This is a genomic window from Serratia sp. 4542 (assembly GCF_016805595.1).
In the GTDB taxonomy this organism is placed as follows: Bacteria; Pseudomonadota; Gammaproteobacteria; order Enterobacterales; family Enterobacteriaceae; genus Serratia; species Serratia nevei.
The window spans coordinates 136,190-156,836 of record NZ_RXKV01000003.1 but is presented as its reverse complement, the minus strand read 5'-3'; the positions used below and the strand labels follow the sequence as shown (position 1 = coordinate 156,836).

19 protein-coding genes are annotated in these 20,647 nt (G+C 57.7%); 10 read left to right on the top strand and 9 right to left on the bottom strand.

The window, feature by feature from the left end:
• The first annotated feature begins 49 nt into the window (after positions 1-49).
• The gene (gene rlmI, locus EKL15_RS03090; protein WP_100396512.1) at positions 50-1,240 is read left to right on the top strand and encodes a 23S rRNA (cytosine(1962)-C(5))-methyltransferase RlmI; all 1,191 of its coding nucleotides are present in this window, start codon (positions 50-52) and stop codon (positions 1,238-1,240) included.
• A 60-nt stretch (positions 1,241-1,300) separates the two neighbouring features.
• Entirely contained in the window at positions 1,301-1,618 is a 318-nt protein-coding gene (hspQ, locus tag EKL15_RS03085) for a heat shock protein HspQ (RefSeq protein ID WP_033637900.1), read from the top strand.
• A 57-nt stretch (positions 1,619-1,675) separates the two neighbouring features.
• Here hspQ and EKL15_RS03080 read toward each other — a convergent pair whose 3' ends face one another.
• Entirely contained in the window at positions 1,676-2,089 is a 414-nt protein-coding gene (locus tag EKL15_RS03080) for a CoA-binding protein (protein ID WP_060419657.1), read from the bottom strand.
• A gap of 256 nt (positions 2,090-2,345) precedes the next feature.
• On the opposite strand from EKL15_RS03080, the gene EKL15_RS03075 reads away from it, so the two are divergent.
• Both EKL15_RS03075 and EKL15_RS03070 read left to right on the top strand, forming a co-directional pair.
• The gene (locus EKL15_RS03075) at positions 2,346-3,011 is read left to right on the top strand and encodes a DUF2057 family protein (protein WP_070913941.1); all 666 of its coding nucleotides are present in this window, start codon (positions 2,346-2,348) and stop codon (positions 3,009-3,011) included.
• Positions 3,012-3,133: 122 nt separating this feature from the next.
• Entirely contained in the window at positions 3,134-3,592 is a 459-nt protein-coding gene (locus EKL15_RS03070; RefSeq protein ID WP_100396511.1) for a methylglyoxal synthase, read from the top strand.
• A 33-nt stretch (positions 3,593-3,625) separates the two neighbouring features.
• Here EKL15_RS03070 and helD read toward each other — a convergent pair whose 3' ends face one another.
• The gene (helD, locus tag EKL15_RS03065) at positions 3,626-5,680 is read right to left on the bottom strand and encodes a DNA helicase IV (protein ID WP_100396510.1); all 2,055 of its coding nucleotides are present in this window, start codon (positions 5,678-5,680) and stop codon (positions 3,626-3,628) included.
• Positions 5,681-5,846: 166 nt separating this feature from the next.
• Between helD and EKL15_RS03060 the strand changes: the two genes are divergently transcribed.
• The gene (locus EKL15_RS03060; RefSeq protein WP_004928120.1) at positions 5,847-6,299 is read left to right on the top strand and encodes a YccF domain-containing protein; all 453 of its coding nucleotides are present in this window, start codon (positions 5,847-5,849) and stop codon (positions 6,297-6,299) included.
• A gap of 26 nt (positions 6,300-6,325) precedes the next feature.
• Positions 6,326-8,461 carry a YccS family putative transporter gene (yccS, locus tag EKL15_RS03055; RefSeq protein WP_084826475.1) on the top strand — a complete coding sequence of 712 codons (2,136 nt, stop codon included), beginning with the start codon at positions 6,326-6,328 and terminating at the stop codon, positions 8,459-8,461.
• A 4-nt stretch (positions 8,462-8,465) separates the two neighbouring features.
• On the opposite strand, the gene EKL15_RS03050 is transcribed toward yccS, so the two are convergent.
• Positions 8,466-9,122: a TfoX/Sxy family DNA transformation protein gene (locus EKL15_RS03050; RefSeq protein WP_060419667.1), complete on the bottom strand. Its 657-nt coding sequence runs from the start codon at positions 9,120-9,122 to the stop codon at positions 8,466-8,468.
• A gap of 229 nt (positions 9,123-9,351) precedes the next feature.
• Between EKL15_RS03050 and sulA the strand changes: the two genes are divergently transcribed.
• Positions 9,352-9,858 (top strand): SOS-induced cell division inhibitor SulA, encoded by a 507-nt coding sequence (sulA, locus tag EKL15_RS03045; protein ID WP_047727899.1) that lies wholly within the window; start codon positions 9,352-9,354, stop codon positions 9,856-9,858.
• Positions 9,859-10,215: 357 nt separating this feature from the next.
• The gene (gene ompA / locus EKL15_RS03040; protein WP_060419786.1) at positions 10,216-11,295 is read left to right on the top strand and encodes a porin OmpA; all 1,080 of its coding nucleotides are present in this window, start codon (positions 10,216-10,218) and stop codon (positions 11,293-11,295) included.
• 101 nt (positions 11,296-11,396) lie between these two features.
• Here ompA and matP read toward each other — a convergent pair whose 3' ends face one another.
• Entirely contained in the window at positions 11,397-11,855 is a 459-nt protein-coding gene (gene matP, locus EKL15_RS03035) for a macrodomain Ter protein MatP (RefSeq protein ID WP_019454505.1), read from the bottom strand.
• Between the two features lie 210 nt (positions 11,856-12,065).
• Here matP and EKL15_RS03030 point away from each other — a divergent pair, with 210 nt between their 5' ends.
• Both EKL15_RS03030 and fabA read left to right on the top strand, forming a co-directional pair.
• Positions 12,066-13,814, top strand: a complete 1,749-nt coding sequence (locus tag EKL15_RS03030; protein WP_060419669.1) for a Lon protease family protein — start codon at positions 12,066-12,068, stop codon at positions 13,812-13,814.
• A gap of 68 nt (positions 13,815-13,882) precedes the next feature.
• Positions 13,883-14,401: a bifunctional 3-hydroxydecanoyl-ACP dehydratase/trans-2-decenoyl-ACP isomerase gene (fabA, locus tag EKL15_RS03025; RefSeq protein WP_049200448.1), complete on the top strand. Its 519-nt coding sequence runs from the start codon at positions 13,883-13,885 to the stop codon at positions 14,399-14,401.
• 316 nt (positions 14,402-14,717) lie between these two features.
• On the opposite strand, the gene rmf is transcribed toward fabA, so the two are convergent.
• The 5 genes from rmf to EKL15_RS03000 all read right to left on the bottom strand — a co-directional run bounded on the left by rmf (position 14,718) and on the right by EKL15_RS03000 (position 20,643).
• The gene (rmf, locus tag EKL15_RS03020; protein ID WP_004928150.1) at positions 14,718-14,888 is read right to left on the bottom strand and encodes a ribosome modulation factor; all 171 of its coding nucleotides are present in this window, start codon (positions 14,886-14,888) and stop codon (positions 14,718-14,720) included.
• A gap of 270 nt (positions 14,889-15,158) precedes the next feature.
• Positions 15,159-15,719 carry a membrane integrity-associated transporter subunit PqiC gene (gene pqiC, locus EKL15_RS03015; protein ID WP_049272921.1) on the bottom strand — a complete coding sequence of 187 codons (561 nt, stop codon included), beginning with the start codon at positions 15,717-15,719 and terminating at the stop codon, positions 15,159-15,161.
• On the bottom strand, positions 15,716-17,362 hold the full coding sequence (gene pqiB, locus EKL15_RS03010; RefSeq protein WP_060440264.1) for an intermembrane transport protein PqiB: 1,647 nt from the start codon (positions 17,360-17,362) through the stop codon (positions 15,716-15,718). Before pqiB ends, pqiC begins: the two co-directional genes overlap by 4 nt.
• Positions 17,349-18,665, bottom strand: coding sequence for a membrane integrity-associated transporter subunit PqiA (gene pqiA, locus EKL15_RS03005; protein ID WP_060440265.1), 1,317 nt, complete (start codon positions 18,663-18,665; stop codon positions 17,349-17,351). Before pqiA ends, pqiB begins: the two co-directional genes overlap by 14 nt.
• 73 nt (positions 18,666-18,738) lie before the next feature.
• Entirely contained in the window at positions 18,739-20,643 is a 1,905-nt protein-coding gene (locus tag EKL15_RS03000) for an ABC transporter ATP-binding protein (RefSeq protein WP_046686785.1), read from the bottom strand.
• Positions 20,644-20,647: the final 4 nt, after the last annotated feature.

Sequence of the window (20,647 nt, the reverse complement as noted above, 5' to 3'; positions counted from 1 at the left end):
TTGCACCGCCGTGTCACTCTTTTTCTCCTAGCTGGCAGCATTATTAATTATGACCGTACGCCTGTTTCTCGCCAAAGGACGTGAAAAGTCCTTACTCCGTCGCCACCCTTGGGTGTTCTCCGGCGCCGTTCAACGCGTTGAGGGCAAAGCCCACTCCGGTGAAACCATCGATATTCTCGACAGCCAGGGAAAATGGCTGGCGCGCGGCGCCTATTCGCCCGACTCGCAGATCCGCGCACGCGTCTGGACCTTCCAGCCAGATGAAGAGATTAACATCGATTTCTTCATCCGCCGCCTGCAGCAAGCGCAAAGCTGGCGCGATTGGGTCGCGCAGCGCGACGGTCTGGACGGATACCGCCTGATCGCCGGCGAGTCCGACGGCCTGCCGGGCATCACTATCGATCGTTTCCAGAATTTCCTGGTGCTGCAGCTGCTGTCCGCCGGTGCCGAATACCAGCGCCCGGCCCTGCTTTCCGCCCTGCAACATTGCTACCCGGAATGTTCGATCTACGATCGCTCCGACGTTGCGGTGCGCAAAAAAGAAGGCCTGCCGCTGGCACAGGGCCCGGTGCTGGGCGATCTGCCGCCGGAACTGCTGCCGATCACCGAACACGGCATGAAGCTGCTGGTGGATATTCAGCAGGGGCACAAGACCGGTTTCTACCTCGACCAGCGCGACAGCCGCCTGGCGGCGCGCAATTACTCCGCCGGCCGTCGGGTGCTGAACTGCTTCTCCTACACCGGCGCCTTCGCCGTTTCCGCTCTGATGGGCGGCTGCGCGCAGGTGATCAGCGTGGATACCTCGCAGGCGGCGCTGGATATCGCCCGGCAGAACGTCGAGCTCAACAAGCTGGATCTGAGCAAAGCGGAGTTCGTCCGCGATGACGTGTTCCAGCTGCTGCGCAACTACCGCACCCAGGGCGAGAAATTCGATCTGATCATCATGGATCCGCCGAAGTTCGTCGAGAACAAAAACCAGCTGGCTAGCGCCTGCCGCGGCTACAAAGACATCAACATGCTGGCGCTGCAGCTGCTGAATCCGGGCGGCATTCTGCTCAGCTTCTCCTGCTCCGGCCTGATGCCGACCGACCTGTTCCAGAAAATTTTGGCCGACGCCGCTGTAGATGCCGGACGTGATGTACAATTTATAGAGCAGTTCCGGCAGGCTGCCGATCACCCGGTGATCGCCACGTATCCTGAGGGGCTGTACCTGAAAGGATTCGCTTGTCGGGTGATGTAACTTGAAATGCGCTGCCTTGCCCCCATATATGAGCAAGGCATTGTTTCTCAGGAGGTCATCATGATTGCCAGCAAATTCGGTATCGGACAACAGGTTAGGCATAAACTGCTGGGGTATTTGGGTGTCGTGATCGATATCGACCCGGAATACTCTTTGGAACAACCCAAAGCTGACGAGATAGCGGCGAACGATGAACTGCGTTCCGCCCCTTGGTACCACGTGGTGATGGAAGACGAGGAAGGCCAACCGGTACACACCTATCTGGCGGAAGCGCAGCTGGATAGCGAAGCCCAGGAGGCACACCCCGAGCAACCATCGCTGGATGAACTGGCGGAATCCATCCGCCACCAGCTACAGGCGCCACGCTTGCGCAATTGACCGCGCCAAGACCTGAGAAACCCGAGAGGGCCTGGCATCGCGCCAGGCCCTTTTTATTCAACGCTCCAGCCCCAAACGCGGAATGTCGATTTTCGGACAGCGATCCATCACCACGCGCAGCCCGGCCTGTTGCGCCAGCTCCGCCGCCTGATCGTTAATCACGCCAATCTGCAGCCACAGCGCCTTGGCGCCGATCGCTATCGCCTCTTGCGCCACGCCGTAAGCCGCCTCCGAATTGCGAAACACGTCAACCATATCCACCGGCTGCGGTATAGCGGCCAGCGTAGCGTAAACCGGCTGCCCCAGCAGCGTCTGCCCCGCCAGTTTTGGGCTGACCGGGATCACCTGGTAGCCTTGCGCCAACAGATATGCCATCACCCCATAGCTGGGCCGCGACGGGTTATCGCTGGCACCGACCAGCGCGATAGTTTTCACCTGCTGCAACAGCTCGATAATCTCTTGATCTTGCATCTTTCAACTCCCGTTTATCACTCCACCACTCTCCGCTTCGAGTGTAACCGATCGGCACCCGCTCGGCTAAACGCAACGCGAGGGAAACTTCAGCACAATCTTATGGTCAGAGGCTGTCGCGGTTCAGCTGCCCATGGTCGTGTCTAATCGCGATAAAATATGTAAAAATGTGAACATAACGCCCGATTGAAAAATTTTGACACAACCTGTGCCGTGTTCAACACTTAGAGCTACGTCACTTTATAAGGAGATAATGATGAAATTTGGTCTGGTGGTTGCGGCGTTGCTCAGCATCAGCATGCCTGCCGCGGCTACGACCCTGAAACTCTCCCCGGACATCGACCTGCTGGTGGTCGACGGCAAGAAAATGACAGGTTCGTTGTTAAAAGGCGCCGACAGTCTTGAACTGGATGGCGGACAGCACCAGCTGCTGTTTAAAGTGACCAAAAACGTCCGCGCCGGCCAGCATACGCAGGCCTATGCTTCCCTGCCGCTGGTTGCCTCCTTCAATACGCAAAAGATCAGCCAGGTGGCGATCGAACTGCCGCGCATCGAGAACGATCGCGATGCGCAACGCTTTGACAAGACGCTGAATTATCTGGTGGTCGATAAAGACGGCAACGCCCTGCCGTTCCGGCATGACGTGCTGCATCCCGACAGCGTCACCTTCAATGCCGATTTGGAAAAGGTGATGACGGATTACAACCGCCAGAATCGCTCCGCCTCCGTCGCGTCCTTCGTTCAGGCGAACGCCGGTAATCCCTCAACGCCCTCGCTGGCCGGCACGCCGCTGAACGCTCCAACGGTCACGCTGAAAGGGGAAAACGTGTCGGAACAGATGCTGCAATATTGGTTCCAGCAAGCCGACAAGGAAACACAGAAGCGTTTTCTGCGGTGGGCCAATAAACAACCGGTTCGCTGATACTTCCCGGCGTCTTTCCCCGCAAAGGCGCCTTTTCTTTGCATTTTCAAGCGCAAACGCTAGGCAGTGAAAAACAGTTTCAGTAATCTGTCGCACATCCCCGATTAGCGAAGGACACCGAGATGGAATTGACCACCCGCACTATCGCCGCGCGCAAACACATTGCGCTGGTGGCGCACGATCACCGCAAACAGGCCCTGTTGGAGTGGGTAGAGAGCCACAAGACCATTCTTGCGCAGCATCAGCTTTACGCCACCGGCACTACCGGTAATCTGATCCAGCGCGCCAGCGGCATTCCCGTCGCCAGCATGCTGAGTGGCCCGATGGGCGGCGATCAGCAAGTTGGCGCACTGATTGCGGAAGGCAAGATAGACATGCTGATCTTCTTCTGGGACCCGCTGAACGCGGTGCCGCACGATCCTGACGTGAAGGCGCTACTGCGGTTGGCGACAGTATGGAATATTCCGGTGGCCACCAACCGCTCGACCGCCGACTTCCTGATCGACTCTCCGTTGTTCAAAAGCGAGGTGGAGATCGCCATCCCCGACTATCAGCGCTACCTGCAAGACCGCCTGAAATAGTCCTCGCGGCCTGGCTGCCGCCAGGCCTGATGCCTACGGTTTTTTCTGCACCGGTACGCCAAGATCTTGCAGCTGTTCGACGAACACCGAAGGGCGTTCACGATCCTGCAACAGCCAGACCTGGTGTTTGGCGCGAGTCAATGCGACATACAGCAGGCGGCGCTCTTCGGCATCCGGAAAATCCTCCGGCTGTGGCAGCAGCACCTCTTCCAACACCGACTCGCGCGCCACGGCCGGGAAACCGTCACGCCCGTCATGCAAACCGGCGATGATGACGTATTCCGCCTGCTGCCCCTTGCTGGCGTGGATGGTCATAAACTCCAGATCCAGTTTGGGCCAGCGGGTGGCCGCTTTCGCCAGCGCTTCCGGTTTCAGATGATGGTAGCGCGCCAGTACCAGAATACGCTCGTCCGGCTTGGCATAGCCGCTCAGTTTATCCAGCAAGGGCTCCAGCTGCTCGTGCGGCAGGATCGCCACCGACTTTTTATTGCCCTTGCTCAGGCTGTTGAGCGGTTTTTTCAACTGGTGCGGGTTCTGCTGCACGAACCGGTTGGCTACCTCACCGATACGTTCATTAAAGCGATAAGTGGTGTCCAGCGCGCACTGCGCCCCTTCACCGAAGTGAGTGGTGAACGCCGTGGTTAACGTCAACTCTGCGCCGCTGAAGCGATAAATCGCCTGCCAGTCATCCCCCACCGCAAACAGGCAGGTCTGTTTGTTTTGTCGACGCAGCGCCGCCAGCAACAGCGCACGCTGCGGCGAGATATCCTGAAACTCATCGACCAGAATATGTTTCCACGGGCTGACAAAGCGCCCCTTGTCGAGAATATTGACCGCCTGATGGATCAGACCGGAGAAGTCCACCGCCCCTTCCTCTTTCAAGGCGCTTTTCCAGGCTTTCAGCAGCGGTGCCATCAGCCGGATGCGTTTTGAAAACAGATCGCGGATTTCTTCATCCGCCTGCTCAATCATTTCCGCCTGGCTGCCGCCGTGCATGCGCATCAGCCCCAGCCAGCGTTCCAAGCGGCCCGCCAGCCGATCCGCCAGGCGTTGATCCTGCCAAAAGTCGCCTTCCGGCACTTCCCATTCCAGTTCGTCGCTCAACCATTGACGCCACCCCTTGGCCTGGGCTTTTTTCTCTGCGCACTGTTGTCGCCAATGGGTAATCAGCAACGCTTTGCGCGCTTTGGCATCGGTTTCCAATCGGCTGATGGCCGGGGCTTTGCGGCTGCCCTGTTGAATGATCTGCAGCGCCAATGCATGGAATGTCTTGGCCTGAATGCCGACATCGCCCAAACGCGCTTTGATGCGATCATTCATCTCACTCGCTGCCTGACGGCCGAACGCCAACAGCAAAATTTGGCCCGGCTCCGCCTCCTGACGGCGCAGCAGCCAGCCGGCGCGCGCCACCAGCACCGACGTTTTGCCGCTGCCGGCCCCCGCCAATACCAGAATGGAATCCTCGCCGTTGACCACCGCACGGCTCTGAGAGTCATTGAGCGGTGAACTCTCGACGGTCTGGAAGAAGTCGTGATGTTGCTCCAGCATGCGCTCGGTCCACTGCCGGTTGCGTTGTTCGACGCTGCGCAGCCCCTGCTGCAGCCATTGCAGACACAGATGATAATCAGCCCGGCAGTTATCAAACTCATCCAGACGCGCCACCGGCATCGGCAACGCGGAGAAAGCCTCGTGGATTTGCTGCTGCAGCTTACCCAGCTCAGACTTTTTAAACCATTTGTCTTGCTGCTCGATGCGCTGGATCTGCGCCACCTGCTGTTGCAACACGCCGGCGCTGACCTCGCTCATTTCTGCGCTCCACTGCTGCCAGGCCTGCTGCAGATAATGATGAAAACGCTGCGTTTCCTGCCATTCGGTGCCGTGCAGCCGCACCACTTTTTCGTCCGGCAATTCAAATTCCAGCTCGCCCCAGACGATGCCGCGCTTGCACCTGACCTGAATCAATTGATTGAAGGGGATCAGATATTCATGTTTTTCCCCGCTCACCTCAACGCCGGCGTGCAGCAACCGCACGCGGTTATAAGGGTGCTGAGCCAGGTGTTTCCCCAGCGATGTCGCTTTAAGTTCCATATCGTCGCGCCATGACTATGTTGAGATTAAATAACGGATATCTGCCAGTTTACCTGTGATAAGCAGTGGCACTCTAGCGCTAAAAAAAGGGTAGAATAGATTTTGCGTTTTTATCGTGAATACGCCCGCATCGCGGTTTGGCCATCATTAGAGCAGAATGACGTCTATGCGTACTGTACTGAATATTCTTAATTTTGTGTTGGGCGGTTTCTTCACCACGCTGGGTTGGCTCATCGCCACGGTGTTCAGCGTGCTGCTGGTCATCACGCTGCCGCTCACCCGCTCCTGCTGGGAAATCACCAAGCTGTCGCTGGTGCCTTTCGGCAATGAGGCAATTCACGTCGATGAACTCTACCCGGAAAAAAGCAATGCGCTGCTCTCCGCCGGCGGTTCGCTGCTCAACATTATCTGGTTGGTGCTGTTCGGCTGGTGGCTATGCCTGTCACACATCGCCGCCGGCATCGTGCAGTGCGTTTCGATCATCGGCATTCCGGTCGGCATCGCCAATTTCAAAATTGCCGCCATCGCGCTGTGGCCGGTGGGGCGCCGCGTCGTCTCGGTAGAAATGGCCCAGCAAGCGCGTATTGAGAATGCTCGCCGCCACTATCATCAGCGTTAATTTTTTCTCCGTTTGAGGAGTTTTTCGTGCTCTCTTTTGCACCCGCAGTTCGTCGTTATACCTACAACAGCAACCTGCTGTATCACCTACGCATCCTTATTGCGCTGATCGGCACCACCGCCGTTCCCTGGTGGTTGGGCATTCCCAAGCTGACCATCCCGCTAACGCTGGGCGTCGTGGCGGCGGCCCTGACTGATTTGGATGACCGCCTGGCCGGCAGGTTACGCAACCTGCTGATCACGCTGGTGTGCTTCTTTGTCGCCTCTGCTTCAATCGAGCTGCTGTTCCCCTACCCCTGGTTGTTCGCCCTTGGCTTAACCACGTCGACCTGCGGTTTTATCCTGCTCGGTGCCTTGGGGCAACGTTACGCCACCATCGCCTTCGGCGCGCTGCTGATCGCGGTTTATACCATGCTCGGCACCGCCATGTACGATGCCTGGTATCAGCAGCCGCTGCTGTTGGTGATCGGCGCACTGTGGTACAACCTGCTGACGCTGGCGGGCCACCTGCTGTTCCCTATCCGGCCGCTGCAAGAGAACCTGGCGCGCTGCTACGATCAGTTGGCCAACTATCTGGATGCCAAAGCCAATCTGTTCGATCCCGATGCCGAGCGCGACGCCGATCTGCCCTGGATGGATGTCGCGATGGCCAACAGCGCCCTGGTCGCGTTGCTTAACCAAACCAAAGCCTCGCTGCTGACGCGCCTGAAAGGCGATCGCGGCCAGCGTGGCACCCGCCGCACCTTGCACTACTATTTTGTCGCGCAGGATATCCACGAACGCGCCAGCTCTTCCCACGTTCAGTACCACGCACTCAGCCGGCAATTCCGCCACAGCGACATTTTGTTCCGCTTCCAGCGTTTGCTGAGCATGCAGGCGCGCGCCTGCCGCCAATTGGCGCAATCGATCCTGCTGCGGCAAAAGTACCAGCACAACCCGCGCTTTGAACCGGCTTTCAGCCGCATTCAGGAGGCATTGGCGCGCATCGCCGAAACCCAGGGCAATACCGAGCAGACCAAGGCGCTGGCGCATCTGTTGAAAAACCTGCATGCGATCGATGCGCAGCTGGCCAATATCGAATCAGAGCAGACGCTGGCCAGCGGGCAAGCGGAAGAGAACAGCCTGGCCGATGACCGCTTAACTGGCTGGAGCGATATCCGGCTGCGCATCAGCCGCCATTTGACGCCCCAGTCGGCCCTGTTCCGCCACGCGATCCGCATGTCGGTGGTGCTGTGCGTGGGTTACGCCTTCATTCAATTCACCGGCATGCAGCACGGTTACTGGATCCTGTTGACCAGCCTGTTCGTCTGCCAACCGAACTACAATGCCACCCGCCGACGCCTGGCATTGCGCATCATCGGCACCCTAGCCGGTATTCTTATCGGCCTGCCAATCCTCTATTTCGTGCCTTCACTGGAAGGACAGCTGGTGTTGATCGTCATCACCGGCGTTCTGTTCTTCGCTTTCCGCACCGTACAATATGCGCACGCGACGATGTTCATCACGCTGCTGGTGCTGTTGTGCTTTAACCTGTTGGGTGAGGGATTCGAAGTGGCAGCTCCGCGCGTTTACGATACCTTGCTGGGCTGCGCCATCGCCTGGGCGGCAGTCAGCTTTATCTGGCCGGACTGGAAGTTCCGCCAACTGCCGGCGGTGGTGGATAAAACGCTGAATGCCAACTGCCGTTATCTGGACGCCATTCTGGTGCAATACCACCAGGGTAAGGATAACGGCCTCGCCTACCGCATTGCGCGGCGAGATGCCCACAACAGCGATGCCGAGCTGGCTTCGGTCATCTCCAACATGTCCGCCGATCCCAAGGCCGACAAGGCGCTGCAGGAAGCCGCCTTCCGCCTGCTCTGCCTGAACCACACACTCCTGAGTTATATCTCGGCGTTGGGTGCGCACCGCGAGCGGCTGAATACCCCTGCCACGCTCGACCTGCTCAATGATGCCGTGTGTTACGTGGACGGCGCCCTGCATCAGGAAGAACAGAACAGCCAGCGCATTGCTCAGGCGCTGGAACAGCTGGCGGAGCGTATTCGCCAAGCCGTTCCGGAACCTGAAAGCAAAGAACAGCTGGTTTTGCAGCAGGTGGGGCTGGTGCTCGAACTTCTGCCGGAACTCACCGCGCTGCACACCCAAATCAATAAGACAGTCTAATCATTCAGGGCCCGCTCGACGGGCCCTGAATCACCGGCTCATGTCCATGGCGGCGCATCGCCATCATATGATCGAACCAGCGCACCAATTCGTTATGCAATTCAGCCGGTAATGCCGCCTGATGATAACCGGCTATCGCCCCGCCCAGCGACAACAGGACTCGCAATCCCAGATTGGTCTGTTGTTGCAGCAGGCTAAGATAGCTGCGTTTCGCGCCCTGCAACCGCAGGTCATAGGCGTTGCGGATACCCGCTCGCCACAACAGCCGCTCCATATTGACATCTATATTCGGCAGCGCCTTCAATCTGCCGTGGTCGCCGGCCTTGAGCCGCTGTTCCCGACGGGCCTCCCTGACAGCTTGCCAAGCCAGCCCCACCAATTCGTTACGTTCCCGCCACAGGGACTCGTCAACCCAGTAATAGCGCAAAGTGATGGGCACTCCGCGCTTGGAATAGACCATATTGACCATGCCCCGAGCGCGAAAGGCCGGTTCCATGCTCGCCGTAGCCCGCAAATACAGCTCGCCTTCCGCTATCACTGCAAACATCACCCCCTCAGCCAACAGCCCATAGCCGCCAAACTGTGACCGCGTGGTGATGGTGCCCAGCGCCGCGAAGCAACTTTTAGCCTGCGTGATTCTTCTCGTCGACATCCTTTTCATAGCGTTCCTCCTTTTTAGGTTCCGGTCGTATTATTTCTCTCATCAATGAAAAAAGTAACGTGAACAACTAATTAGAAAAATACGCACTATCCGTCTGCATGCCAATCACAAAAAACACCGGTACAAAAAATGATCGCAATTATGCGAGCCGCTACGAAAATTTGGGTTGATCTTATCCGAAATCAGGGATACTGTATAAACATACAGTAACACGACGGGCGGGAACTTTATGCGTACTCAATCACTCTACCAACCTCATTTTAGCCATGGCTCTTTTACCGCGAACAGCGTTGCGAAGAACACAAATGTCGGCAAAGAGAATGGCTTGATCAGTGAACTTGTTTACAACGAGCGCCAGCCCGCAGTGGCTCAACTGCTGTTGCCCCTGCTCCAGCAACTGGGCAAGCAATCTCGCTGGCTTCTGTGGCTGACGCCGCAGCAAAAGTTAAGCAAGCAATGGCTGCAGCAATCCGGCCTGCCGGTGGATAAAATGGTGCAGTTGAGCCAAATCAGCCCGGTGAATACGGTTGAGGCAATGGAAAAAGCGCTGCAAACGGGGAACTACAGCGTGGTTCTCGGCTGGTTGCCCGAGCTAACGGAGGAGGATCGTCTAAAATTGAGACGTGCGGCAGAATTGGGTAATGCCTACGGGTTTATCATGCGTCCTCAACGTGACATTGACCCGACTCACGGACACTGTTCCACCCTAAAAATTCACTCTTCTTTGTATCATTAAGTAAATTTAGGATTTTTCCCATCATTTTCGCACCCCGTAGAGGGAACCTTTGCGGGATAAGGCACAAAGCTAGTCCGGCTGCGGTTTGACAAGCAAAAACGCCCGATGAATCGCCGTTTTTTTAGGCTAAGAATGTTAGCAAATATGTACGATTCCGCGTTTTTTTTTAGAGCCTTATCACATCACACTTGTAACTTTCGCGCCACGTTGTAGACTTTACATCGCCAAGGTTGCTCTATAACGTCAGAAAAACTGGCGAGTAACAAACGAGGGCTTAAACCTTGGCGAAGGAATTTAACCAAGGGCTTAAAACAGCTTTAAAGCTCATTGCCTATTTGGATGATAACGAGGCGCAAAATGAAAAAGACAGCTATCGCATTAGCAGTGGCACTGGCAGGTTTCGCTACCGTAGCGCAAGCCGCTCCAAAAGATAACACCTGGTACACCGGTGCTAAACTGGGCTGGTCCCAGTACCACGACACTGGTTTCTACGGTAACGGTTACCAGAACGGTATCGGCAACGGCCCAACCCACAAAGATCAGTTGGGTGCCGGCGCGTTCCTGGGCTACCAGGCAAACCAATACCTGGGCTTCGAACTGGGCTATGACTGGCTTGGCCGTATGCCTTACAAAGGCAGCGTGAACAACGGTGCTTTCAAAGCGCAGGGCGTTCAACTGGCCGCTAAACTGAGCTACCCAATTGCTGACGATCTGGACATCTACACTCGTCTGGGTGGTATGGTATGGCGTGCAGACTCCAAAGCTAACTACGGCAACGGCACTCGCCTGAGCGACCACGACACCGGCGTTTCTCCGCTGGCTGCTGTTGGTGTTGAATACGCACTGACCAAAAACTGGGCTACCCGCCTGGACTACCAGTTCGTAAGCAACATCGGTGACGCAGGTACCGTTGGCGCACGTCCAGACAACACCATGCTGAGCCTGGGCGTTTCTTATCGCTTCGGTCAGGATGACGTAGTTGCTCCAGTTGCTCCAGCTCCAGCTCCGGCTCCAGTTGTTGAAACCAAGCGTTTCACTCTGAAGTCTGACGTGCTGTTCAACTTCAACAAAGCAACTCTGAAGCCACAAGGTCAGCAGGCTCTGGATCAGCTGTACTCCCAGCTGAGCTCCATGGATCCTAAAGACGGTTCCGTAGTTGTTCTGGGTTACACCGACGCCGTTGGTTCTGCTCAGTACAACCAGAAACTGTCTGAAAAACGCGCACAAAGCGTTGTTGACTACCTGGTCTCCAAAGGCATCCCGTCAGACAAAATCTCTGCACGTGGCATGGGCAAAGCTGATCCAGTTACTGGCAACACCTGTGGCTACAAAGCTGGCCGCGCTACCAAAGCTCAGATCGACTGCCTGGCACCAGATCGTCGCGTAGAGATCGAAGTTAAAGGTATCAAAGACGTTGTAACTCAGCCTCAGGGCTAAGTTTACTCGCCTAATAAAAAACCCCGCATTGCGGGGTTTTTTTTCGTCCTGCTGTTATCAGAACATTCAAGACCCAGTGTAACTAAGGCGCTCTGCCCCGTTTACTTAGGTTCTTTACCGAGAATCGCCTTCAAATCTTCTTTCAACGACGACATCTGATTCGCATACTTCTCTTTGCGCTCAGCATCTTCGATAAGCTGCACAACCGTTTCCGACAGCGTGACGCCACGACGGCGCGCCAGGGCAGCCAAGCGTTGCCAAACCAAAAACTCCAGATCGATAGATTTTTTACGCGTATGCTGGTGTTCTGCGTTAAAATGACGTTTGCGGCGGGCGCGGATCGTTTGTTTCATCCGGTTATCCAGCTCCGGATTCATATGAGCGGCAATCCATGCAAGTACCTTGACCGGCTCATTTTCCAGCTTCAGCAGTTCGTTAACCGCCTCCTGAGCAGCGCTGTTTTCAATGTAGCGGGTAATAAGTTCCCCTTCCCGGTGCTTCTTCACCAGGTACTTCCATTTCCAACCGCTCTCCAGATTTTCCAGTTGCTGATATTTCATCTTGAGCTCTTCAGTGACCGCGTAACTTCAAATAAGCATAACAGCTTTGCGCCGAATTTCCCCGGCAATTAAGCCGTCTTTTAGACTGTTTTTTGCACAGTCATCGCGCGATGTCAAACTCCCTGACGCCAACTGGCACTCCACATGTATCAAGCCGCCGTTATTCTTGTATAATCGCCCTTTCCCTTTTTAACGATTGCATCTAACACTTTGACCAATAACCGACTTGAATGGCAATCTTTATTGCCGGACGTAACGCCTTATCAGGCGATATTTGATACCGCCGCTCAGTTGGCACCCGTGCCCTTTTCCGCCATTCAGCCTCGGCTGGAAAATGCCCTGACGCTATTTTGCCACCCTCAATCGCCACCGCGTTTCATGCTGTTGAAAGCGCAAGAAACGCGAGAGTACCTGGAACTGATCGCTCACGCCGTCACACCACTGCTGGCTAAGAATACGGCATGCCGCGGCAGCCACTATGCCATTCAGGATGGCAAGGTCAGCATAGAGCCGGCCAGCCGTGGCGATGAGCCTTTCGCCGCCGGCGGTGCTTGTCTGTTCCAGGAGTGGATTGAACCGGAGCAGCTGTTTGGTTGCGTACGGATCCACAATGGCGACATTACCCTGCAACCGGGTCTGGTGCACCAGGCCAACGGCGGCGTCCTGATCCTGTCGGCTCGGGCGCTGCTGGCTCAGCCATTGCTATGGCTGCGGCTGAAGCAGATGATCGGCCAGCGCCAGTTCCATTGGGTTTCGCCAGACGAAACCCGCCCGCTGCCGGTAGCCATTCCACCGATGCCGCTGGACCTGCGGCTGATTGTGGTCGGCGACCGTCACGGCCTGGCCGATTTCCACGATATCGAGCCGGAACTGAGCGAACAAGCGGTCTACGGCGAATACGAAGACGATCTGCAGCTGACCGAAGTCGATGATATGGCGCAGTGGTGCGGCTACGTCAACGGCGTGATTGCCGATCGGCAGTTGCCGATGTTAGCGGCCGACGCCTGGTCGCCGCTGATCGTCCAGGCTGTGCGTTACACCGGCGATCAGGGCATCCTGCCACTCTCGCCGGTTTGGCTTGGCCAGCAGCTGTCCGAGGCTGCACTGTATGCCGAAGAGGAGCGCATTACCGCCAAAGCGTTTGAGGCAGCGTTGAATGCCCGCGAATGGCGCGAAAGCTATCTGGCCGAGCGTATGCAGGATGAGATTGAGCTGGGTCAGATCCTGATTGAGACCGAGGGTGAAGTGATCGGGCAGATCAACGGCCTGTCAGTCCTGGATTATCCCGGCCATCCGCGCAGCTTCGGCGAGCCCTCGCGCATCAGTTGCGTCGTGCATCTTGGCGACGGCGAGTTTACCGACGTCGAGCGCAAAGCCGAGCTGGGAGGCAACCTGCATGCTAAAGGCATGATGATCATGCAGGCGTTCCTTATCGCCGAACTGGATTTGGATCAGCAGTTGCCCTTCTCCGCTTCCATCGTCTTTGAACAATCTTACGGTGAAGTGGACGGCGACAGCGCCTCGCTCGCCGAGCTGTGCGCCTTGGTCAGCGCTCTGTCGCAGCAGCCAATCACACAGCAGATCGCCGTCACCGGCTCCGTCGACCAATTCGGCAACGTACAGCCGATAGGCGGCGTTAACGAAAAGGTCGAAGGTTTCTTCGAAGTTTGTTTACGCCGCGGCCTGACGGGCAAACAGGGCGTCGTATTGCCCGTGACCAACGTGCGCCACCTGTGCCTGCGTCAAGATGTCGTCGACGCGGTACGCGAGGGGCAATTCCATCTGTGGGCGGTAGAGAGCGCGGCGGAAGCCTTGCCTTTGCTTACAGGTTGCCTCTACTCTGATGAACAACAGCCGAATTTGTTGGCGGCCATTCAGGAACGGATTGCGCAGGTGAGCCTGCAGGAACGCCGCCGTCCATGGCCGCTGCGCTGGCTCAACTGGTTCAACCACGGCTGATCGGACTTGTTCAGCGTACACGTGTTAGCTAACCTGCGTCCTTCATTAAAATAAGGCTTACTGAGAACATGGTAGATAAACGCGATTCCTATACGAAAGAAGACCTCGAAGCATCCGGCCGTGGCGAGCTGTTCGGCGCCGGTGGCCCACCGTTGCCGGCAGGTAACATGTTGATGATGGACCGCGTGGTCAAAATGAGCGAAGACGGCGGGACTCACAACAAAGGTTATGTGGAAGCGGAGCTGGATATTAATCCGGACCTATGGTTCTTCGGTTGCCACTTTATCGGCGATCCGGTCATGCCTGGTTGCCTGGGCCTGGATGCCATGTGGCAGTTGGTCGGTTTCTACCTCGGTTGGCTGGGCGGCGAAGGCAAAGGCCGCGCGCTGGGCGTCGGTGAAGTCAAGTTCACCGGCCAGGTGCTGCCAACCGCCAAGAAGGTGACTTACCGCATTAACTTCAAGCGCGTTATCACCCGCAAGCTGATCATGGGCGTCGCCGATGGCGAAGTGCTGGTTGACGGCGAAGTGATCTATACCGCCACCGATCTGAAAGTGGGCCTGTTCAAGGATACCGCAGCGTTCTAATCACGCTGACGAGAAGACGGCCACCGCCTTCTTTTCCAACGATCGCGCATGCCGTCACGTCTCTCGTGGCGGCATTTCTTTTATCCCTCAATGCCTTGCACCGCCTCCGCCCTCCCTTTAGGATTTCCTGTTTACCCACCGCCAGAGCGCCTAAAGCGTGCCTCATCTATACGAATCACGCTTTCTCGCTCCTCGTCAGGCCAGCGCGAAGCAATAACCCCGCTGAGAACGCCCTGGGTGATGCCACCTCAGAGGCCACAAACAAAAACCTCCGCCAAAGGGCGGAGGTTATTCCTTTTATTTGACAGGGAGCCGCTTAAGCGGTCACAGCCCTGTCTTCCATGGCTTCTCGCCAACCTCCCAGCCATTGAGACCGGGCGTCCACTGATGATTGGTAGGGACAATGTTCCCTGGAACGCCCTAAAATACCTGCCTGATACCCTCTCGAATGCGCCCTTTCCAGACGATCGCGTTTCTGTCTCTTCATGCCTCGTTTCCCTCATTTTGGTCTGGTGGAAAGAAAACAATGGCTGCTTTTTGCGCAGCCACGAGTTATCAATAGCGCTAAAAGAAGAGAAGATCAATGCGCAAAATTCACGCCAATGTCATATTTGTGAGCTACGCCCGAGGAAAGTGCTAAGTGGCTGATCTGCCGGGAAAGGGTTTAACTTTTTGAAATGAAAAAGAAATCCCTGCCAGGGAGAAAAAAAGACTTTTCACGCTGACAGGGATTAGACGATTTTAGACCAAATTATGACTAAATGCCGCCCATCTGTGCTGCGATAGCCTGGGCTTCCTGCTGCCAGCCCTGCGCCAGCGTGCGCACCAGGGCATCATAGCCGTCCTCACCCTGTTTCAACTCCAGGCTGAAAGGCCGTTTGATCAAGCGCCCCTGGCGGTTCAGCACCCACTCGCCGCGAACGATCGCCTTGCCGTCAAAGCGGCCATGGAAACCGCTGATGGTCACGTTCAGCACATCCTGATCGCTGCTCATCGGTTGCGAAGAAACCACCCAGCCTGGCAGCGCGCTGCTCAGGTTGGTGACCAGCGTTTGCTGCAGCTGCTGGTCGAGCGGGCTGGCCCACAGGTTGTTCTGGGCTATCACATACTGTACGTCGTTGGTTTGATACACCACGCCGCTCTGCGCCAGATAATCCGCCACGCTCACGTGCTCCAGCCACAGCTGGCGCGTGGAAGCGCCGCTGCTGCTGGCAGCGGCCGGCGCCCCCAGCGCCGGCAACTGATAGTAGGTCTTCTGTGGCGAACTGCTGCAGGCGCTGAGCAACAGCGCCAGGGCTACCGGGATCCATTTCATCATTTCGTGGCCTTCTTCGGCTGAGGGTCAGTGCTGCCGGCGGCTTCAAACACCAGCGCGTTGCTCTTCTCATTCAGGGTGCGCAGCACCGGTTGCAGCTCACGCAACACCTGGTCGAGGCGCTGCATATCGCCCACCATCTTGTTGTAAGCCGGTGAACCAGGCTGGAACCCTTTCATGCTGCGGTTCAGCTCCAGCAGCGTTTTCTGCATGTCCTGCGGCAGCGCCTGCATCTCTTTGCTGGCGATGATGTCGTTCAGCGACTTCATGGTCTGCTGCGTCGACTTCATGGTTTTCTGACTTTCCGCCAGCGTCTTGGTCGCTTCGTTGATCATCGGATTGATCGGCATCGCGTTGATCTTGTCCAGCGTCTGCATCAGTTTCTGCTGGATCTGCGCCAGCCCGCCGCTGGTGGTCGGCATCAGCGGATAACCGAACAGCTCGCGCGGCCCTTTCCACGGTTTCTCCTGCGGATAGAAGTCGAGATCGATATACAGCGAACCGGTCAGCAGGTTGGCGGACTTCATCGAGGCGCGCATGCCGCGGGACTCGGCGTCTTTCAAGTGCCCTTCGATATCGAAATTACCGCCCAGCTGTTTCTGGAAGCGATCCGGCTCGATGCGGATCAGCACCGGAATGCGGTAGTCGTTATCCAGGCGTTGCGCCATGCCCTCTTTATAGAATGGCACCTGCGCCACCGTGCCCAGGCGGATGCCGCGGAACTCGACCGGGGCGCCCGGCTGCAGGCCGCGTACCGAATCGGAGAAGAACAGCAGGTAATCCTTATGCACGGTATACAGCGAATCCTGCGTGCTGCGCTGGTTGTCGAACAGCTGGTACTCCGCCTTCTCTTTCGCCAGTTCACCGCGATCCCAGCCGTCCGGTACGTCGAAGCTGACGCCGCCGCTGAACAGGGTAGTCAGCGATCCCATCTCCACCCGCATCCCTTGCGCCGACATGTCGAACGCCACGCCGCTGTCTTTCCAGAAGCGCACGTTGGTGGTGACCAGCTGGTCGTAAGGCGCGGTGATGAACAGCTGATAGCGCATGGCGCGTTCTTTAGGATCGAAGTAGCTGGTTTCCACCGACCCGACGCGATAGCCGCGGAACAGCACCGGATCGCCGGCGTTGAGCTGGCCCGATTTCTCGCTGTCCAGCACGATGCGCAGCCCCTTGGCGTCCGGGGAGGCCAGCGGCGGCGCGTCGAGCAGCTGATAGTTGTCTTTGCCGTCTTTGCCCTTGCTGCCCGGCTGCAGTTCGATATAGGCGCCGGACAGCAGCGTGCCCAGCCCGGAGACGCCTTCACGGCCGATCTGCGGCTTCACCACCCAGAAGGCGGAGTCCTGACGCAGCAATTTCTCCATGCCGGAATTGAGACGCGCTTGCACCATCACCTTGCTCAGATCATCGCTCAGCGTGACGGTTTCCACCACGCCGACGTCCACGCTGCGGCTTTTGATTTTGGTTTTACCCGCTTCCAGCCCTTCCGCCGTCGTGGTGACCAGCGTCACCACCGGCCCCTGATGGCTGAAGTGGTAAAACAGGATCCAGGCGCCGATCAGCGCGGTCACGATGGGAATGATCCACACCGGCGACCAGCGTTTGATCTTCTCAACGTCTGCGACGCTATGATTATTTTCCGTCACCTTGCGGCTCCTTGTTGATTGTTTCACTTGCGCGATCCCAGGTCAGCCGGGGATCAAATGTCATGGCGGCGAACATGGTGAGGATCACCACCAGCGCGAACAGCACGGCGCCCGTCGCAGGATAAATGCTCATCAACTGCCCCATTCGCACCAGCGCCGACAATACGGCGATCACAAATACGTCGATCATTGACCAGCGGCCAACGAACTCGACCACTTCATAAATCAGGTGCATCCGCTCGCTGTCGGCACGCGGCTTCTTCCTGCCGTTGGCATCCCAGCACAGCCAGCCGATCGCCAGCATTTTCAGCGACGGCACCATGATACTGGCGATGAAAATCACCATCGCCACCGGATAAGAGCCGTCCCCCCACAGCAGGATAACCCCCGCCATGATGGTGGAGTTCATCTTGTTGCCCAGCGCCTCGGTCACCATGATCGGCATCAGGTTGGCCGGGATATACAGCATGATGGAGGTCACCAGCAGCGCCAGCGTCCACTGCAGGCTGTGGCGGCGGCGCACGTAGCCGTTGGTGTGGCAGCGCGGGCAGCGTACCTGATTGGCCGGCAGGATCGCCGTGCAGCAGGCGCAGGAGCGCACGCCCTGGCGCATGCCGGTGCGCCCCACCGTCAGCGGACGATCGAGACGCGGCGCCGGTTCGATGTCCTGCCACAGCCAGCGCCGATCCACGCACTGGAAGGCGCGCACCTGCAGCAGGCAGAACAGGCAATAAGGCACGAAGCTGCTGCCGATGCCGATATCGCCGTAGGCCATCAGCTTGACGAAGCTGACCAGCACCCCGGCGAGGAAAATTTCCACCATGCACCAGGTTTTGAACTGGAACAGCACCCGGGCCATCCACTCTTTGAGCCCCAGCGGCAAGCGCACTTTGGCGCACAGCAGAACGATCGCCACCATGCAAAACGCCGGGATCAGCTGCACGAACACCATAAACAAGGTGGCCATACTGGCGTAATCTTCCGCCACCATGACCTCCGGGATTTGAATCAGCCGGATTTCGTTGCCGAGGCCGGCGACGCGCATGTTGATAAACGGGAAAATGTTGGCCAGCACCAGCATGAACAAGGCACTGAGCGCGTAACCGATCGGCCGCTTGCGCGGTTCGTCCCAGCGGACGCTGAGCGTGGTTTTGCAGCGCGGGCATACCGCTTTGCTGCCATAGGCCAGCGGCGGTAGCGCCACCAGCATGTCGCACTGCGGGCACAGCATCAGGTTATCCTGGTGCTCCGCCGAAGGTACGGAATGACTATGCTGCTGATGATTGTTGTGGGAACACACCATATTCCTCCTCAATAACGTTGCTCACCGGCACGTCGATACCGCCCGCAGCAGCGCGCGGGCGGTATCGCAACGGTCAGCCGTTTTTCATCGCTTCCAGCTCTTCCCAACGGGCGAAGGCCTGCTCGAGCGCCTGCTCTGCGTTAGCCAGCGCCGTCAGCACTTCTTGCGTTTCGCTGTGCGGCCGCGTGAAGAAGTCGGCATCGCTCATCTGCGCCTGCAGCGCTTCGATTTCCGCCTCCAGCTGTTCGAGCCGCTGCGGCAGCTGTTCCAGTTCGCGCAGCAGGTTGTAACTCAGCTTGGCCGCCGCTTTCTTCGGCTGTTCGGCCTTTTTCTCCGCCGCCGGTTTGCTCGCGCTCGGCGCCGCCTGACGAATCGGTTTCGCCGTGGCGCGCTGATGATGCGCATCGTAATAGCCGCCGACGAAGGCGTTGATCACGCCGTTGCCTTCAAAGATCCAGCACTCGGTCACCGAGTTGTCGACGAACTGGCGATCGTGGCTGACCAGCAGCACGGTGCCCTGATAGCCGTCGATCAGCTCTTCCAGCAGCTCCAGCGTTTCGACGTCGAGATCGTTGGTTGGTTCATCGAGGATCAGCAGATTGCTCGGTTTCAGAAACAGCTTAGCCAACAGCAGGCGGTTACGCTCACCGCCCGAAAGTGCCTTCACCGGCGTCATCGCACGTTTCGGGTGGAACAGGAAGTCCTGCAGGTAGCCCAAGACGTGACGAGGACGGCCGTTGACCATCACTTCCTGCTTGCCCTCCGCCAGGTTGTCCATCACCGTGCGCTCCGGATCGAGATCCGCGCGGTGCTGGTCGAAGTAAGCCACTTCCAGCTTGGTGCCGCAGTGCACGCGGCCGCTGTCGGCTTTCAGCTGACCGAGCATCAGTTTCAGCAGCGTAGTTTTGCCACAGCCGTTCGGCCCCACCAGCGCAATCTTGTCACCGCGCTGTACCTGAGCGGAGAAACCGCGCACCAGCACTTTTTCGCCGACCTGATAGTTGACGTCTTCCAGCTCGAATACGATTTTGCCGGAGCGGGTCGCCTCTTCCACCTGCATCTTGGCGGTGCCCATCACTTCACGGCGCTCTGAACGCTCGACGCGCAGCGCCTTCAGCGCGCGCACGCGCCCCTCGTTACGGGTACGGCGCGCTTTGATGCCCTGACGGATCCAGACCTCTTCCTGCGCCAGCTTGCGATCGAACTCGGCGTTTTGCAGCTCTTCCACCCGCAGCGCTTCTTCTTTGCTCTGCAGATACAGATCGTAGTTGCCCGGCCAGGAAACCAGCTTGCCACGATCCAGATCGACGATGCGCGTCGCCATGTTGCGGATAAACGAACGGTCGTGCGAGATGAAGACGATGCTGCCGTCAAACTCTTTCAGGAAGCCTTCCAGCCAGTCGATGGTTTCGATATCCAGGTGGTTGGTCGGTTCGTCGAGCAGCAGCACGCGCGGCGAGCTCACCAGCGCGCGGCCCAGCGCCGCTTTACGCAGCCAGCCGCCGGACAGCGAGGAAAGCTCGGCGTCGCCGTTCAGCCCCAGCTGCAGCAGCACTTCGCTGATGCGGCTGTCAAGCTGCCAGAGCCCCTGGTGGTCGAGGATCTCCATGATTTGCGCCATGCGCGCCAGGTTTTTCTCGCTCGGATCGCTCTCCACCAGGTGGGAAATCGCATGATACGCCTTCAGGTGTTCCGCCTGCTCCGCGACGCCTTCGGCCACGAAGTCGAACACGCTACCGCCGATATTGCGCGGCGGATCCTGTTGCAGGCGCGCCACGATCAGATCCTGTTCGTAGATCACCCGGCCGTCGTCCAGCGGGATCTCTTTGCCAAGGATCTTCAGCAGCGTGGACTTACCGGCGCCGTTGCGCCCGACCAGACACACGCGCTCGTTGTCTTCGATATGAATTTCGGTGTTGTCTAAAAGCGGCGCATCGCTGAAAGAGAGCCAGGCGCCGGACATGCTGATTAACGACATAGTA

Excerpts from the sequence above, each read along its gene's own strand:
- rlmI (WP_100396512.1), top strand. The coding sequence starts at position 50 with ATGACCGTACGCCTGTTTCTCGCCAAAGGACGTGAAAAGTCCTTACTC.
- hspQ (WP_033637900.1), top strand. The coding sequence starts at position 1,301 with ATGATTGCCAGCAAATTCGGTATCGGACAACAGGTTAGGCATAAACTG.
- EKL15_RS03080 (WP_060419657.1), bottom strand. The coding sequence starts at position 2,089 with ATGCAAGATCAAGAGATTATCGAGCTGTTGCAGCAGGTGAAAACTATC.
- EKL15_RS03075 (WP_070913941.1), top strand. The coding sequence starts at position 2,346 with ATGAAATTTGGTCTGGTGGTTGCGGCGTTGCTCAGCATCAGCATGCCT.
- EKL15_RS03070 (WP_100396511.1), top strand. The coding sequence starts at position 3,134 with ATGGAATTGACCACCCGCACTATCGCCGCGCGCAAACACATTGCGCTG.
- helD (WP_100396510.1), bottom strand. The coding sequence starts at position 5,680 with ATGGAACTTAAAGCGACATCGCTGGGGAAACACCTGGCTCAGCACCCT.
- EKL15_RS03060 (WP_004928120.1), top strand. The coding sequence starts at position 5,847 with ATGCGTACTGTACTGAATATTCTTAATTTTGTGTTGGGCGGTTTCTTC.
- EKL15_RS03050 (WP_060419667.1), bottom strand. The coding sequence starts at position 9,122 with ATGAAAAGGATGTCGACGAGAAGAATCACGCAGGCTAAAAGTTGCTTC.
- sulA (WP_047727899.1), top strand. The coding sequence starts at position 9,352 with ATGCGTACTCAATCACTCTACCAACCTCATTTTAGCCATGGCTCTTTT.
- ompA (WP_060419786.1), top strand. The coding sequence starts at position 10,216 with ATGAAAAAGACAGCTATCGCATTAGCAGTGGCACTGGCAGGTTTCGCT.
- matP (WP_019454505.1), bottom strand. The coding sequence starts at position 11,855 with ATGAAATATCAGCAACTGGAAAATCTGGAGAGCGGTTGGAAATGGAAG.
- fabA (WP_049200448.1), top strand. The coding sequence starts at position 13,883 with ATGGTAGATAAACGCGATTCCTATACGAAAGAAGACCTCGAAGCATCC.
- rmf (WP_004928150.1), bottom strand. The coding sequence starts at position 14,888 with ATGAAGAGACAGAAACGCGATCGTCTGGAAAGGGCGCATTCGAGAGGG.
- pqiC (WP_049272921.1), bottom strand. The coding sequence starts at position 15,719 with ATGATGAAATGGATCCCGGTAGCCCTGGCGCTGTTGCTCAGCGCCTGC.
- pqiA (WP_060440265.1), bottom strand. The coding sequence starts at position 18,665 with ATGGTGTGTTCCCACAACAATCATCAGCAGCATAGTCATTCCGTACCT.
- EKL15_RS03000 (WP_046686785.1), bottom strand. The coding sequence starts at position 20,643 with ATGTCGTTAATCAGCATGTCCGGCGCCTGGCTCTCTTTCAGCGATGCG.